9 protein-coding genes, 1 tRNA gene and 1 other annotated feature are annotated in these 15,850 nt (G+C 58.6%); of the genes, 7 read left to right on the top strand and 3 right to left on the bottom strand.

Annotated features, from left to right (window positions below; translation table 11 throughout):
• Positions 1-57 precede the first annotated feature (57 nt).
• Positions 58-267, top strand: a binding site (T-box leader).
• A gap of 101 nt (positions 268-368) precedes the next feature.
• The 6 genes from GTO91_RS05385 to GTO91_RS05410 all read left to right on the top strand — a co-directional run bounded on the left by GTO91_RS05385 (position 369) and on the right by GTO91_RS05410 (position 8,611).
• On the top strand, positions 369-1,532 hold the full coding sequence (locus GTO91_RS05385) for a pyridoxal-phosphate-dependent aminotransferase family protein (protein WP_161256016.1): 1,164 nt from the start codon (positions 369-371) through the stop codon (positions 1,530-1,532).
• Positions 1,533-1,535: 3 nt separating this feature from the next.
• Positions 1,536-3,116: a phosphoglycerate dehydrogenase gene (gene serA, locus GTO91_RS05390; protein ID WP_161256019.1), complete on the top strand. Its 1,581-nt coding sequence runs from the start codon at positions 1,536-1,538 to the stop codon at positions 3,114-3,116.
• 125 nt (positions 3,117-3,241) lie between these two features.
• The gene (gene serS, locus GTO91_RS05395; protein WP_161256022.1) at positions 3,242-4,510 is read left to right on the top strand and encodes a serine--tRNA ligase; all 1,269 of its coding nucleotides are present in this window, start codon (positions 3,242-3,244) and stop codon (positions 4,508-4,510) included.
• Positions 4,511-4,719: 209 nt separating this feature from the next.
• On the top strand, positions 4,720-7,719 hold the full coding sequence (locus tag GTO91_RS05400; RefSeq protein ID WP_161256024.1) for a diguanylate cyclase: 3,000 nt from the start codon (positions 4,720-4,722) through the stop codon (positions 7,717-7,719).
• Between the two features lie 201 nt (positions 7,720-7,920).
• Positions 7,921-8,421 carry a RidA family protein gene (locus GTO91_RS05405; protein ID WP_161256027.1) on the top strand — a complete coding sequence of 167 codons (501 nt, stop codon included), beginning with the start codon at positions 7,921-7,923 and terminating at the stop codon, positions 8,419-8,421.
• Between the two features lie 100 nt (positions 8,422-8,521).
• Positions 8,522-8,611, top strand: a tRNA-Ser gene (locus tag GTO91_RS05410).
• 137 nt (positions 8,612-8,748) lie between these two features.
• Here GTO91_RS05410 and GTO91_RS05415 read toward each other — a convergent pair.
• Positions 8,749-10,722, bottom strand: coding sequence for a PAS domain S-box protein (locus GTO91_RS05415; RefSeq protein WP_161256031.1), 1,974 nt, complete (start codon positions 10,720-10,722; stop codon positions 8,749-8,751).
• A 418-nt stretch (positions 10,723-11,140) separates the two neighbouring features.
• Between GTO91_RS05415 and GTO91_RS05420 the strand changes: the two genes are divergently transcribed.
• Positions 11,141-12,493 (top strand): sensor histidine kinase, encoded by a 1,353-nt coding sequence (locus GTO91_RS05420; RefSeq protein ID WP_161256034.1) that lies wholly within the window; start codon positions 11,141-11,143, stop codon positions 12,491-12,493.
• Between the two features lie 79 nt (positions 12,494-12,572).
• Here the strand turns inward: GTO91_RS05420 and GTO91_RS05425 are convergent, their stop codons facing one another.
• Both GTO91_RS05425 and GTO91_RS05430 read right to left on the bottom strand, forming a co-directional pair.
• Positions 12,573-13,730: an NAD(P)/FAD-dependent oxidoreductase gene (locus tag GTO91_RS05425; RefSeq protein ID WP_161256037.1), complete on the bottom strand. Its 1,158-nt coding sequence runs from the start codon at positions 13,728-13,730 to the stop codon at positions 12,573-12,575.
• A gap of 154 nt (positions 13,731-13,884) precedes the next feature.
• Positions 13,885-15,672: a methyl-accepting chemotaxis protein gene (locus tag GTO91_RS05430; protein ID WP_161256040.1), complete on the bottom strand. Its 1,788-nt coding sequence runs from the start codon at positions 15,670-15,672 to the stop codon at positions 13,885-13,887.
• Between the last annotated feature and the right edge of the window lie 178 nt (positions 15,673-15,850).

Consider the following 15,850-nt stretch of genomic DNA (forward strand, 5'->3'; position numbering starts at 1 on the left):
AATGTCTTGTCAATCATCAACGCCTGTGCTACACTCCATGGTAACGTCCTTACCTTGGAAGAAGCGATGATGGGGAACAGTAATCGGAGGAACGGTTCAGAAAGTTGGCGGTCGATGCGAGCCAACCCGAGCGTCCGGTGAATTTCCACCCCTGAGTTGGCGGCGATGAGCCGGCCCGGTCATGTCCGTTACGCATGTCGAGCGGGCCTTTCCTGACGGAAAGGTCAAGCAGGGTGGCAACACGGGTCACAGCCTCTCGTCCCTGACACAATAGTCATGGATCGAGGGGTTTTTATATTTCTGCCCTTTTTGTATACATGATCACGGCGCCGCAAACGGCGCAAGGTACCAAAGGAGGAGCGCTTTTTATGTATGAAAAAGAATATCTGATGCTTCCCGGACCGACGCCCGTCCCGCCCCGGGTCCTGCGGGCCCTGTCGGAACCGCTAATCAACCACCGGGGGCCGAGCTTCAAAACCCTCATCGAAGAGGTCACCGAAGGCGTCAAGTACGTCTACCAGACGAAAAACGACGTCCTCATCCTGCCCTCCTCCGGGACGGGCGGCATGGAGGCGGCCATCGTCAACTTCCTGTCCGCTGGCGACAAGGTCCTCGCCCTTTCCATCGGCGCCTTCGGTGATCGCTTCGCCACTATCGCCCAGACCTACGGTTGCATCGTCGACAAGGTGGACTTCGAATGGGGCACCGCCGTCGACCTGAACGTCGTCAAGGCGAAACTGGCCGCCGATGTGAATAAGGAATACAAGGCCATCCTGGTCACCCACAACGAAACAGCGACCGGCGTCTGCAACGACCTCAAAGGCCTCAGTGAGATCCGCGGCGACCACCCGGCCCTGATCCTTGTCGACTCCGTCTCCGGCCTCGGTGTCATGGAAGTGAAGACCGACGAGTGGGGCCTGGACGTTATCGTCACGGCCGCCCAGAAAGGCTTCATGATCCCGCCGGGCGTCGCCTTCGTCTCCGTCAGCCCCCGCGCCTGGGCGGCCTACGAGAAATCGACAGCCCCCAAGTTCTACTGGGACCTCGGCTCCGCCAAGAAGTTCCTCGAAAAAGGCCAGACCCCGGTCACCCCGGCCATCCCCCAACTGACAGGCCTCCGAGAAGCCCTCAAGCTCTTCCGGGAAAAAGGCATGGACTACATCTTCGCCAAGCAGCTCTACCTGCGGGACATCACCCGCGCCGGCGCGAAAGCCCTCGGGCTCAAGATGCTGGCTGATGACGCCGTCGCCTCCGCCGCCGTCACCGCCGTCTGGGCGCCCGAAGGCATCGAGGCCAAGGCCATCAACAAGAAGATGCGCGAAGAGTACAACGTGGTCCTCGCCGGCGGCCAGAAGAAGCTGGAGAACAAGATCTTCCGCATCGGCCACCTCGGGTACGTGCAGCACCTCGACATCCTGGCCACCATCGGCGCCCTCGAAATGACCCTCAAAGAACTCGGCTACCCCGTCGAACTGGGCGCCGGCGTCAAAGCAGCACAAGAAGTCATCATGTCAAGAAAGGGGCTACTCTAAACCATGCGCGTGCTTGTATGTGACCCGATTTCGCAAAAAGGGATTGACGTCCTCACCTCGGCCGGCGATGTCGCCGTCGACGTGAAACTGAAACTGACGGAAGATCAGATCGTGGAGATCATCGCCGAATACGACGCTGTCGTCGTCCGTTCGGAAACGAAAATCACCAAGCGGATTATCGAAGCGGCAGACCGGTTGAAAGCCATCGGCCGGGCCGGCGTCGGCGTCGATAACATCGACGTGGAAGCGGCCACCCGGAAGGGCGTCGTCGTCGTCAACGCCCCCGAAGGCAACACCATCGCCGCCGCCGAACTGACGGTGGCCCTCATCCTCGCCATCGCCCGGAACGTCGGTTCCGCCAACCTGTCCTTGAAGGGCGGCAAATGGGACCGCAGCAAGTATACCGGCATTGAATTAAAAGGCAAAACACTGGGCATCCTGGGACTGGGCAAAATTGGATCGGAAGTGGCCAAGCGCGCCCGCGCCTTCGACATGACCGTCATCGCCTACGACCCCTACGCCTCCGTGGAAAAGGCGAAGAGCCTCGGCGTCACCGTCACCGACCTGGAGACGGTCTTCCGCCAGTCTGACTTCATCACCGTCCACATGCCCAAGACGAAAGACACCTACCGCATGATCAGCACCGACCAGTTCGCCATCATGAAAGACGGCGTCCGCATCGTCAATTGCGCCCGCGGCGGCATCATCGACGAGCAAGCCCTCTGCGAAGCCATCCAGTCGGGCAAGGTGGCCGCCGCCGGCCTCGACGTCTTTGAAAAAGAGCCCTGCACCGACAGCCCCCTCTTTGCCCTCGACCAGGTCACCGCCACGCCCCACCTGGGCGCCTCCACCAAGGAAGCCCAAGTCAACGTGGCCATCGACGTGGCCTACGACATCCTGCGGGTGCTCCGCGGCGAAGCCGTCAGCGCCGCCGTCAACATCCCCGCCGTCAAGCAAGAGATGATGGCCATCTTCGAACCCTACCTCAACCTGGTGGAGAAGATGGGCGGCTACCTCGGCCAGACCATCGGCAACCGCATCGAGAAGGTGGCCATCACCTTCAAGGGCGATGTGGCCAAATACGATGTCACCCCCTTGACGACAACGCTGCTCAAAGGCCTGCTCAAGCACGCCCTTGAAGAGTCCGTCAACTACGTCAACGCCCCCCATGTGGCCAAAGCGCGCGGCATCCAGGTCATCGAAGCGAAGACGCCTGACGTGCAGGACTACGCCGTCCAGATCTGCGTCGTCGTCGAGACCGACCAGGGCAAGCGCCAGGTCACCGGCACGCTGCTCCGCAACAAGCCCCGCTTCGTGAGCATCGACGGATATGACATGGATATGGCTCCCGAAGGCCACATGCTCGTCGTCCCTCATACGGACAAACCGCGGATCATCGGCCAACTGGGCACCATCATCGGCGAACATAACGTCAACATCGCCGGCATGCACCTGGGCCGCAAAGACTTCGGCGGCAACGCCGTCGCCATCCTCACCATCGACGGCCCCGTGCCCGCCGTGGTCCTGACCGACCTGGCCAAGATCGACGGCGTGGCCGACGTGAAATACGTCAACCTCGGCTAAAAAACCTCGCACTTGGCCCCGGTAACCGTACGGCCTGCGGCATGAGAAGCAACTGCGGCCTGCTCTAAGGGCCGGCAGGCGGACTGCCCGCAGGCCTTCTCTATTCTGTTCCGGGAGGGATCCCTTTGCTGGACACCAAGTTTGTACGCGCCAATCCCGAGGTGGTGCAGGAAGCCCTGCAAAAACGGGGCGCCAACATCTCCTTAGACGACTTCCTCGAACTGGACCGCCGCCGCCGCGCCCTGGTGGTGGAGGTGGAAAACCTCAAAGCCAAGCGCAACGCCGTCTCCGCCGAGATCGCCCGCAAGAAAAAGGCCAAGGAAGACGCCGAGGCCATGATCATCGAGATGCGCCAGGTGGGCGATCAGATCAAGGCCCTTGACGACGAACTGGCCCAGATCGAACTGGACATGGACAACCGGATGCTCTATATCCCCAACATCCCCCACGCCTCTGTGCCCGTCGGCAAATCGGAGGAGGACAACGTGGAGGTTCGCCGCTGGGGAACGCCACGGACCTTCGACTTCCCTGTCAAAGCCCACTGGGACATCGGCGAAGACCTGAACATCCTCGACTTCCAGCGCGGCGCCAAGATCTCCGGCGCCCGCTTCACCGTCTACAAAGGCCTCGGCGCCCGGCTGGAGCGGGCCGTCATCAACCTGATGATGGACACCCACGCCCAGCGGGGCTACACGGAAGTCCTGCCGCCCTATCTCGTCAACCGGCAGTCCATGATCGGCACGGGCCAACTGCCCAAGTTCGCCGAAGACATGTTCGCCGTCGCCGGGACGGACTACTTTCTCATCCCCACGGCTGAGGTGCCCGTGACCAATCTCTACACCAATGAGATTATGGACGCGGACAAGCTGCCCATCCACCACTGCGCCTACTCGGCCTGCTTCCGGGCCGAAGCCGGCGCCGCCGGGCGGGACACGCGCGGCCTCATTCGCCAGCACCAGTTCAACAAGGTGGAACTCGTCAAGTTCGCCCGGCCCGAAAACTCCTACGAGGAGTTGGAGAAGCTGACGAACGACGCCGAGCACATCCTGCAACGGCTGGGCCTGCCCTACCGGGTGATCACCCTCTGCACCGGCGACATGGGCTTCTCGTCAGCCAAGACCTATGACATCGAGGTCTGGCTGCCGAGCTTCGGAACCTACCGGGAGATCTCCTCCTGCTCGAACTTCGAGGACTTCCAGGCGCGGCGGGCCAACATCCGCTTCCGGCCGAGCCCGAAGGCCAAGCCCGAGTTCGTCCACACCTTGAACGGCTCCGGCCTCGCCGTCGGGCGCACCGTCGCCGCCATCTTGGAGAACTGCCAGCAGCCGGACGGGAGCGTCGTTATCCCCGAGGCGCTGCGCCCCTACATGGGCGTCGACGTCATCGGCGGCTGAGTCGAAAACACCTTCTTTGAAAGAGTCTCCTCTCCTGGGAGACTCTTTCTTTTTGCTTACAGCAGGATTTGAACATTTTGCGCCGAAAAAATATTATTTATATGCATGTTCAAATACATGTTTTTGGCAGTCCATTATATAGGAAGAAACCCTTTTAATAGACGGGCCTTGGCGACTCTTTTCGGTTGCTGAAACGGAGGGGGCTTATATTGCATACGCTGGCGTCCCTCGCGAGCAGGGAATTGGCTACGTTGCAGGGGGAAGCGCTGCTGGTCGACGCCGTCACGCTGATGAGCGACAAGAACATCAGCAGTGTGCTGGTGACGCGCGGTTCCGCCGTCGTCGGAATCATCACTGAACGGGATCTGGTGCGGCTGGTCGCCACCGGCATCGATCCGCTGAAAACGGCGGTCGAGACGGTGATGACCGGTCAACTTGTTCATTTGCCCGAAACAGTGCTGATCGATGAAGCCCTGTATGTCATGGAAAAAGAAAAAGTCCGTCACCTGGTCGTCACCGGCGTCGATGGCCGCGACGCCGCCAGCGAACCGGGGGCCGAACTCTACCGCAAGCACCAACTCCGCGCCGACGACCAGGGGATCCTCTCGGCCAAGGGCATCATCACCTATACCGATGTGGTCCGCAAGTTGGAAGAGGAGTTTTTCAAAAAGCCGCTGAGCGTCTCCGACTGCATGTCCACGACGCTGCACCGCACCGACGCCGGTACGGACATCAAAGCCGCCTTCGCCATCATGAACGCCCAGCGCCTCAGTTCCCTGCTTATCGACAAGCAAGGCAAAACCGTCGGCATCCTGACCGAACGGGACGTGGTGCGCTTCATGCGCAGCGGTCGCAGCCTGGACAGCAGCATCACCGAGGTCATGAGCCCCTCGCCGATGACCGTCTCCCAGGACGTGTCCCTCTTCGAGGCGGCCCGCATCATGGAACAGCACCGCATCCGCCGGCTGCTGGTGCGCGACCCCGAGGGGCGCATCTGCGGCATGGTCAGCCACTCCGACATCGTCCGGGCGGTGCGCAAGAACTACCGCAACGTCTTGCAGGGGGAGGCGGCGCGCAGCCGCAAAGCCCTCAGCCTGATCGGCGAAGGTGTGGCCGAACTGGACGGCAAAACCTTCCGCGTCCTCTGGATCAACCCGGCCGGCGCCGAGATGCTGGGTTTAAAAAACTGTTCCGAAGCCCTCGGCTGGGAGTTTACCGGTTTTTTGGACGCCAAAACGGCGGACCTGATCCACCGCGATTTCATCCAGCGCACCTCCCGCGACGCCCTCCTTTGCACGACGGCGTTGCCACGACCGGGCGAGCGCCACCTCTGGCTCTCCTATGAGATGACCACTGACTTTCGGGGCGAGCCCTGCATCCGCGCCGTCTTCCGGGATGTTACCTACCTGGCCGCCGCCCAGGAGACCTTGCAGGAGGAAAAGGCGCGCTTGCAGATGAGCTTTCAGGCTTCCCGGGAGGGGATCCTCGTCCTTACCGAAGAGGGGCGCCTGATTGACATGAACCGGCGCGCCCGGGAACTGCTTCGCCTGCCGGATCGCTCCGACGTGACGTTGACGGTCCAGGAGTGGAGCAGAGAGGTCCGTGTGTTCGAGGAGTCGGGACACCCGATCCGCCTGAGCGAAGACCTGATCCGGGGCTTTGTGGAGACGGGACAAGCCCTCTACGACCAACTGCTGCGCCTTTTCTTCAACAGTGACGGCAAAAGCCTCTGGCTGATGGTCTCTGCGTCGCCGATCCCGACGCGGCGCTGCATGGTCGTCACCCTCTACGACGTGACGGCCAGCAAGCAGAAGGAACTGGAGATCCAGCGCTCCGAAAAGAAATACCGGACACTCATCCACAACCTGACCGAAGCGGTCCTCCTCCTATCTCCCGCCGGCAATGTGATCGACCTCAACCCGGCGGCGAGGGAGATCTTGCAGGTGACCGATGACCAGCCCCTGCCCCATCCCCTAACGGATTTTTACTGCACCTTTGTCGACCGGGAGGGGCGGCCGATCCCGACGGAGGAGATCGCTCGCTGGGAGGGTTCGCGGCGCAAGGCGCCATTTAAAGACCGGGAGATCGGCATCCTTACGGGCGATCAGGTCTACTGGGGCGTCCTCACCCAGACGCCAACCTTCGGCGACGACGGCGCCGTCGAATCGATGATCGTCACCTTCAACGACCTGACCGAGTATATGGAAAGCAAACGCCAGGAGGAACTGCTCCTGACCTGCTCCATCGACTTCGCCCGGGCGACGACGGAGGAAGAGGTCTACGCCATCCTGGCCCACTACCTGCGCCGCCTCGGACGCGCCAACGGCAAGATCGACGCCATCCTGCTGCGGAACGTGACGACCCCCGCCCAGCATCCGGCCCTGATCCAGTGGGCCGACGCCGGATTTCTCTTCACCGGCGAGTTTCACCCCGAGCGCTGCAAAGCCTACGCCTCCGGCGTCGACCTGGTGGTGAAGGACGCCCGGATCGAGTACGGCTGCCCCTGTCATGAGGTCAACGCCGACCAGGGGAGCTACTTCTGCACCAACCTCAGCGTCGGCGGCCAGGTCGTGGGCGTGCTCCACCTCTACAGCGGCGCCGCCGGCTTTTTCGACGACCAGACAGCGCGGGTGGTGCGCAGCCTCTTGGCGCTAGCCGCCCCCACGATCAGCAACATGCGGCTCATCGACCACAACCGCCGCCTCTCGCTGATCGACCCCCTGACCGGCCTGCACAACCGGCGCTACCTGGAACAGACCCTGGAAAACCTCGTCGTTCAATCGCGCGAGACGGAACGGCGCTTCTGCCTGATCATGGCCGACATCGACCAGTTCAAGAAGTTCAACGACACCTTCGGCCACGACGCCGGCGACAAGGCTTTGCGGATGGTGGCCGCCAACGTGCGCAATTGCCTGCGCGAAGAGGACATCGCCGTCCGCTTCGGCGGCGAAGAGATCACCATCATCCTGATGGGCGTCGCCAAGGAACTGGCCGTCACCATCGCCGACCGCATCCGCAAACGGATCGAACAGACCCCCATCGAGATCGGCGACGACCAACTCCAGTACGTTACGTTAAGCATGGGCGTCTCCGCCTTCCCGGAAGACGGCAAGACCTTGGAGAAATTGATCCAGCGGGCCGACGTGGCCCTTTATGAAGCGAAGCGGCTCGGGAAAAACCGGGTGGCGGCTTTTGAGAAGGCGCAGTGACGGGAATGACCTGTCTTACATGTCTTAAGGAAAAGCCTGTATAGGCAAAGGCGCGGCAAAAGGCAAAAGCACAGAAAAAGGCAAAAGCGCGTTGTGAAAACCCTGTTAAAAGCGCTGTAGAGGAAAACAGGCGACGCGCGTGGAAAAGGGGAGACGCGCCGGGAACGGCGCAGCGACAAAAAGTGAAGAGGGTGGAGCGGTATGCTGACGGTCGTTCCGAAGGAGGAAGACAATCTCAACCCCTCGGTGGAAGAAAGGCTCAAAGCGATGGGCCTCGAACTCCCGGAGGTCATCCCGCCGGTGGCGGCCTATGTGCCTGCTGTCTGGACGGGAAACCTCGTCTTTACAGCCGGCCAACTGCCCTTCGTCAAAGGCGTCCTGCTTTACACCGGCAAGGTCGGTGCTGACCTGACAGCGGAAGAAGCCGCCCAGGCCGCCCGCCTTTGCGCCCTAAACTGCCTGGCCGCCGTCAAATCGGTCACCGGCAGCCTCGACCGGATTGTCCGCATCGTCAAAGTCACCGGCTTCGTCAACGGCGCCCCCGGCTTCACCGGCCAGCCTGCCGTTCTCAACGGCGCCTCGGAGTTCTTCGTCCAGATCTTTGGCACCGCCGGCGAACATGCCCGTTCGGCTGTCGGCGTGGCGGAACTGCCGCTCAATGCGCCGGTTGAGGTGGAGATTATTGTTGAGGTGGAGGCGTAACTTTACTTCCCTGGAAAAAGACTCCCCATTGCCTTTTACGGGTGACTATGGTAATATAATTCACGTCTTTCTACCGGGGCTTTGACGCTCCGGTGAATGCGGAGGGATGGCCGAGCGGTTGAAGGCGGCGGTCTTGAAAACCGTTGTAGGGGTGACTCTACCGTGGGTTCGAATCCCACTCCCTCCGCCATTTATGAAAGAAGCAAATTTTTATAAGCATTGAACTGTAGTCAAAATTACGACTACAGTTTTTTATTATGATGTAATATTCTAGAATCCTTCGAAACAGCGGCCAAGCCATCGTTTCCATCGTTCAATTGCGTTTTCTCAAACTCGATTATTCAAGAGGCTTGGGTGAGGCCGCTCAATCAGATCAAAACCCTGATTCGGATTCGACCGCGCGAAGGGAATGGTAAACCAGAAGGACGAACCGACCCCCTCACGGCTTTCAAAGCCGATCTTCCCCTTCATCAAATCTACCAGTTTTCGACAGATGGAAAGACCCAGCCCCGATCCGCCATACCTTCGTGTGGTCGACGATTCCGCTTGGCAGAAGGGCTCAAACAATTCCGGTTGTTTGGCTTCGGGAATGCCGATGCCCGTATCAGTGACAGTGAAACGTATGGTTTGCGTCCACTCGGCGCTCTCCGAAACCGTTAAGGCCACATCGATGCGGCCCTTGTCGGTGAATTTGACGGCGTTGCCGATCAGGTTGAAGAGGATCTGTTTCAGTCGAACCGGATCGCCCTTCACCCACGTCGCCACATCGGGGGCGATATTTACACTGAGGGCGAGGCCTTTTTCCCGCCCTATGGGAGACAGCATATGGGCCGTTTCCTGGACGGCTCCGTGCAAGTCGAAGTCGAGTGTTTCCAAGATGGTCTTGCCGGCCTCAATTTTGGAAAAGTCGAGGATATCGTTGATCAGAGAGAGCAGCAGATTGGCCGATGTCATCACCGAATCGGCCATTTCTTTTTGTTCCGGCTCTAGGCGGGTGTTCAGCAGCAGTTCCGTCATGCCGATGATGCCGTTCATGGGTGTGCGGATCTCGTGGCTCATCGTCGCGAGAAACTCCGATTTGGCTTTCGTGGCCGCGTTTGCCTTTTGCACCGCTTCGGCAAGTTCCCAGGCCTGCCTGTCCAGATGTTCCTGGGTCCGCTTTCTCTCCGTGATGTCCCTTTTGGCGAAGACAGCGCCAGTGATGTTTCCCGCTTCGTCCAGGATCATTTTGCCCACGGCTTCGAACCAGACATAATGGCCGTCCCGGTGTTGATAGCGAAACTCCGCCGTCTCGCTGGAACGGTTGTCGACAGCGGTCTGCAACCGTTTCAGCACCTCCGGCAGGTCATCGGGGTGGATGCGCTCGTAACACAATGTTCCGACTAGCTCTCCGGGCCGTAAGCCGAGCACCCGTTCATAGGCCGGACTGGCGTATTGGGTCCGAAATTGGTTGTCCGTGAGGGAGATCATATCAAGCATGTTGTCGGTGATGGTGTTCCAGTACCCTTCGCGGATACGCAGCTTTTTTTCCACTTCTTTTTGTGCGGTGATGTCCAAGATATACCCGTCGAAATGAGTGACGTCGCCTTCGCTGTTTTGTTGGACGACGATATGACCGGTGGCCCAGCGCACAGACCCGTCGCTGCTAAAAATCCGGGCTGTCTGCTCAAAGGCGTTGATCCCGGCGGCGATGTTGTCTTCCAGGACCTTTTTGACCGGATCCAGATCATCGGGATGAATGAGGTCGCAAAAACTCTTTCGCCCGTTCATCAGGACCAGAGGATCATAGCCGAACTGGGTCACGTTCGGCGAGACGTATTCGATGGGCCAACCGGAGCAGGCCGACCATTTGAAGATGACAACAGGACCCTTCGAAAAAAGGCGCTCTTCGGTCTGCGGCGTGTCTTCGGTCAACGGACAGGGACAGATCTCGGTGCATGTGCCGATAAATCCGGCAAATTCTCCCTCTGGCGAATAGTGCGGCGCGCCGGCGTCGAGGACACGGCAGTACTGGCCGTCCTGCCGGCGCAGGCGATATTCGATGCGAAAGCGCTTTCTTTGAGAGAAACCGGTGCGGTATGTATGCAGGCGGTGCTGGAGATCATCGGGGTGAACGCCGTCATGCCATCCGTCGCCCCATTCCTGTTCCATCGTCCTGCCGCGAAAAGCCAGCCAACTGCGGTTAAAAAAAGTGCCGCCTCCGGTGCTGTCGGTCAGCCACATCATGACCGGCGCGTTGTCAAGGAGCCAGCGTTGTCGGCTGTCTGGCTGATATGTATTTGTGGGATCTATCGTATGCATTCTTGGACCGCCTCCATAGCTAAAAGGCGCATGCGCAACTAGAACCGAGCGCATACGGGACGAATTGATGTAGAAGACGAAATGATGATGAACAAATTGACAATTAAACAATTTATAAACGAATTGATTATAAACGAATTAATTCTGTCAACAAATCCGCGTTGCGAAGGAGTGACAAGAACAGATTGAATAAATGATTTATTCGACAAAAAGCGCCAGATACCCTTTAGCCTAAAAACTGGTATTGCCCTTCACAACACGACCGCAGAGGCGGTTGCCGGTCCGCTAATGGAGGGAGATAAAGCCCGTTAGATTTGTCATTTACAAAAAGTGCTTTCTAAAGCGGATTTCTCCTGTTATTATTTTTTTATCCCCCACGAAAAATGCGACGATCCTGAAGAAGAGGAAGAAGATAGACATGAAAGATGTTGTCACCTTTTTCTTGTACGGTATTTTTGAGCCAGGCGTCGTGTTGTTTTTGGGGTTAAGCCTGCTTGGACTGCAAGCGCCCTACCGGCGAATCGCCCTCTATTCTGTTATCACAGGCGCGGTCCTCTGGGTAGGGATACACTACGTCATATTCCCCAGCTTCAGCACGAAACTCTTGCTGACGCTGGTTGTCTCTTTCGTAATCACTTTTCTCATCATCGGCATTCCGCTCCCTCAGACATTGGGGGTCACCCTATTTTCCCAAGCTTTTCTCATCGGCCTTCGATTCCTCATGAGTCCGCTGATCGTCCAAATCGCCCAGGGCATCCAGGGGAAGTACCGCCAGGAATTCATCCATATCGGGGGCGGTTGGCTCGTCGCGACGGTGTTATTGGCGATCGCCTTCGGATTTCGTTTTTTACACTGGAAAAAACAGCGGCAAATTGAAGACGCCGACAGGGTCGTCAACCCGGAACACCACATCGAATTTTTGCTGCAGTCGATCACGGGACTTGTCGGCTTGATCACGGTCTTTCAGTTCGTCGTGCTGATTTATAATCCCCAGATGTCGATTTTTATATTGGGGACGACCATCCCGGCCAAAGTGCTGAACCCCTTTGTCGGGCTTTTTGCGCTGACCTTTCTCGCCGGCGCTCTCTTCATCAGACAAGAAATTCAGCATTACTATCGGATGGCGGTTCGCGGCGCGGAACTGCAGTATCAACTGCAAAGCGCCAAAGAAATTACCCGCCGGTATCGCATCGACCAGCACGAATACCTGAATCAGATGCAGGTGATTTCCGGCTTCATCCAGTTGGGCAAACCGGAATGCGCCCTGGAGTACATCCAGGGTTACAACGAAAAGCAGCGCCAAGAATACCGGCTCGCGGAGATTGCCAAGCCGGAAGTCGCCGCCATCTTGCTCAGCAAGATGGCCAGCGCCCGCGATGAAGGGATTGACATGGGCGTCGCTGTCCATAACAACCTCGAACAACTGCCGCTCCGTGTCGACGAGAACGTGACGCTTATCGGAAATCTGCTGCAAAACGCTATTGAGGCGACCAAAAAACTAGAAGCCGAGGAACGGTATGTCCATGTCACACTCGACAGCGACGAGGAAAGCCATCTGATCATTGTACGAAACAGCGGCCCGACGATCCCACCGGAACTGCTGAACCACATCTTTGAATTCGGCGTGAGCAGCAAGAACAGCGACAACAACGGCATCGGCCTTGCCCCGGTCCATTCCATTATCCATAAGCATCAAGGCCGGATCGACATTGCCAGTGAAGCGCAGTCAACCACATTTACGTTGAGAATTCCTTTTGCGCAAAAAAAGTGATCGCCGATTCAATGCACTCTTTTAAGAACATCCCTGCCCTCGGAAAAAGAGAACCGGCAGGAAACCGGTCGATACCGGCCTATGGCAAAGAGATAAAGGGCCGCATCACCCGCGCTGCTGTGCCTAACACATCCCTTGGGGTGTCAAAGAGCCAGTCCCCAACAGAGCCATCCAGAAACCGGAGCAGCCGATCAAACCCCCGGTTGGAAACGTGCTCCATGGCCCGGCGGATGACGAGGGATTCCTCGTAACATTTCAGATACTGGGCTGCTTTTTCTGCGTAGTCTCCCATCCCCAGGAGGTCATAGGCCGCGTGGACGCCTGTCAAAATGGCGTAGTATTGGCCGAAGCCGAGGAAGGGCATGACGGCGCCGAAGCAGTTGCCCACAAAATAGGTGTTGCCGATGCGGGGATAGTGACAGCGCCCGACGGGGTAGCCGGAGATGTTCCAGACGCGGTGAATGTCATGGGGCTGGCCGATGTCGTGGGCATAGCGGGTCAGGAAGCGGCTCCAGAAAACATCTGTCGGCTGGGGCGATTTATCGGTCAGGCCAGTGGGGGCATATGCTTGCGGGGTAGGGGGCGGGTTTCCCGGAAGATTTGCCGGGGGGTTTACTGGCGGCTCGGGATAGGCAATGGCGCAACAGGCTTCCTCGTCCGAATAGGGGATGAGGTAGGCGTATCCCTTCGGGGCGATCCGGTTGTCGAGCCAGGCACAGACGATCTGCGGGTCAAACCGGCCCCGGATGGTGGCGCCTTTCATGGTGACCCGAAAATCGATTCGGAAATTCTTCAGCTTCACTGCATATTCGCTGTCGCCGGTAGCCAGAACAACATGGGTGAACTCTTGCAGCAGGTCCTGGTAGGCGCGTTTCGAGTTGAATTGAATGGGGGCGCGGACTTGGCGGGCGAGTTGAGCGTCCCAGGACTGGGGATGGCGGCCTCGGGTGCAGGAGAAGCCGATGTGGCCGTTAAAATCACAGCGTTGATTCTCTGAAAAGACGACCAGTTTGGCCAGATTGGCCACCGGCTGCAGGTAAATGCCATGCTCTTTCGAAAAAAAGCGCAACGTGTCCATGACAGGGCGATGGAGGATCTCCATGTCAATTTCACCGGTGACAAAGCGATCACCCACCTGGCCGCGATCCTCGAAAATGGCCGGCTCGATCCCGTATCGCTCCAGCACAATGGCGCAACTCAACCCCGACAGGCCGGCCCCCATGATGGCAACCTTCATTTCCTCACCCGTTTTTTACTATGACCGCAAGGGGGGCCGGCTATCCAATCTGCGGGAGGACGATGCCCATCTGTTAGACACCTACCCCGAAAATGAGCAACGCCCTGATCCTCCAGATGGAAGATGAGGGCGCTGTCTGTTTTTTCAGGACAAGCTAGATATTAAATCCCTTCACCAAATCATTCAACTTCTCCAGATTCTCATTCGTCTCGTCCGACTTCTCCTTGATCGACCCGACCTGGTGCTGCATGTCAGAGGTCTGGGCGGCCACCTGGGAGATGCCGTCGGCGCTCTCGTTGACGGCGGCGGTCATCTGCTGGATGGACTTGGCGATCGATTCCATCGTCTCATCCATGCGGTCACAGGTGCGCTTGAACCCTTCCATGAAAGTCTCAAAGCGTTTGGCGTCGGCGCTGTACTGTTCGGCGGCGCCTCGGAGTTTCTTCGCGCTGGTGGCAACGCCCTCGTCCATGAAGTCGACGGCTTTGCCGGAGGTATCGGCCAGGAGGGCGACGGAGGCGCGAGCCGCCGTGACGATCTGTTGGATGTCTTCGACGGTCCGGGCCGACTCCTCGGCCAGTTTGCGGATCTCGCCGGCGACGACAGCGAAGCCCCGGCCGACCTCGCCGGCGTGGGCGGCTTCGATGGCTGCGTTTAAGGCGAGGAGGTTCGTCTGTTCGGTGATGCGCAAAATGGCGTTGGCCAGTTCATCGATCTTTTCCACTTCCCGTGAGCCTTCGATGGCAGCCGTCAGTTGGCCCTTCATATCGGCGAAGACGGCCTGGGCCTGTTGGGCCGAGGCCAGGGCCTCTTCGTGGAGACGGTTGGCTCGCTGGTCGATGGTGTGGGAAAGGGTGAGGCCCTCGGTCGCGTTTTGGTTCATCGAATGGGTCTGTTCGCGCACTGCTTCGATGGTGGCGTTGATCTGCTGGATCGTCGCCGCCGACTCCTCCATGGCGGCGTTGATCTCCTGGGTGATCGCCGTTGTCTCCATCGACTGGCGCGCCAGTTGATTGCAGGACTGGTCCACTTCGTGGGCGTTCTGGGTGATCCGGCCCGATGATTCGATGACCTGTCGAACGAACTGCCGTACTTGCTCCGTTAGGCCGTTCAGCGATCGGGCCAGATCGCCGATCTCATCCTTGGCCTCGACATGGACGTCGCGGATGGTGATTTTACCGGCGGCGTCTTTTTCGATGCCGGCCATCATCGTCCTCAGCGGGTTGGTGATGCGCCGGCTGAGGAAGATGGCGACTGCGCCGGAGACGAGCAGGGAGAGGACTGAGAAAAAGGCTTCGAAGATGATCTCGCGCTTGGTCGTGTCCCATTGTTCCTGGCGGACCGCTTCGACGGCTGTCTCGATCTCGTCGACGTAGTTGCCGGTGCTGATGACCCAGCCCCATTCCTTAAAGAGTTTGGAATAGGCGCGCTTGGGCGTCAGGTTGCCCGAACCCACGTCTTGCGGCTTTTCCCAGAGGTAGTCGGAATAGCCGTTGTTCTTGCCCTGGGCGGCGGCGACCACTTCCTGGATCATATAGACGCCCTTGGGGTCCTGGCTGTTTTTGCGGTCGGTCCCTTCTTGATTGGTCAACATGGGGTGGGCGACGAGGGTGTAGTCGAGGGCGTCGATCCAGAAGTAGCCGTCCTGTTTTTCGCCGTAGCGGAGGGTTTTGATCATGTCGGTGGCCAGTTTTTTTGCCTGGACTTCGGTGAGTTCGCCCGTCTGTTGTTTGTTGTAGGCGTAGAGGAGCACGCCCACAGCCTGGTCGACTTGGTTTTTGATCATGCTGTCATACTGGGCGTAGAGGTGGGTGCGCTTGTTGGCCACTTCCATCTGGGCGCTCTTGTAGATCCCCATCAGGGTGGTGCCGCCGAGGATGGCCGTCATCATGAAGGTGGTCAGCATGATGGCCGCCATGATCTTATGCTTGATCTGTCTCACTGTGCATGCCTCCTACGCCTGCGTGTTGCCGTCTTTCTCTTTTAGACGTTTTTGTGTCCTGCTCTGTGACGCCTTTTTCTGTAAATATTTTTCTGTGAGATTATCTTTTCTTCAGGGTAGCCGAAAAGTCCTTTGCAGATTTTTGTCAAAAAGACACGAGGCGTTATTTATTTAATAT

The sequence above is a fragment of the Heliomicrobium undosum genome (genome assembly GCF_009877425.1).
Taxonomy (GTDB): Bacteria; Bacillota; Desulfitobacteriia; order Heliobacteriales; family Heliobacteriaceae; genus Heliomicrobium; species Heliomicrobium undosum.

Bases quoted from the DNA above. Each gene is read 5' to 3' on its own strand.
- GTO91_RS05385 (WP_161256016.1), top strand. From the start codon at position 369: ATGTATGAAAAAGAATATCTGATGCTTCCCGGACCGACGCCCGTCCCG.
- serA (WP_161256019.1), top strand. From the start codon at position 1,536: ATGCGCGTGCTTGTATGTGACCCGATTTCGCAAAAAGGGATTGACGTC.
- GTO91_RS05405 (WP_161256027.1), top strand. From the start codon at position 7,921: ATGCTGACGGTCGTTCCGAAGGAGGAAGACAATCTCAACCCCTCGGTG.
- GTO91_RS05415 (WP_161256031.1), bottom strand. From the start codon at position 10,722: ATGCATACGATAGATCCCACAAATACATATCAGCCAGACAGCCGACAA.
- GTO91_RS05420 (WP_161256034.1), top strand. From the start codon at position 11,141: ATGAAAGATGTTGTCACCTTTTTCTTGTACGGTATTTTTGAGCCAGGC.
- GTO91_RS05425 (WP_161256037.1), bottom strand. From the start codon at position 13,730: ATGAAGGTTGCCATCATGGGGGCCGGCCTGTCGGGGTTGAGTTGCGCC.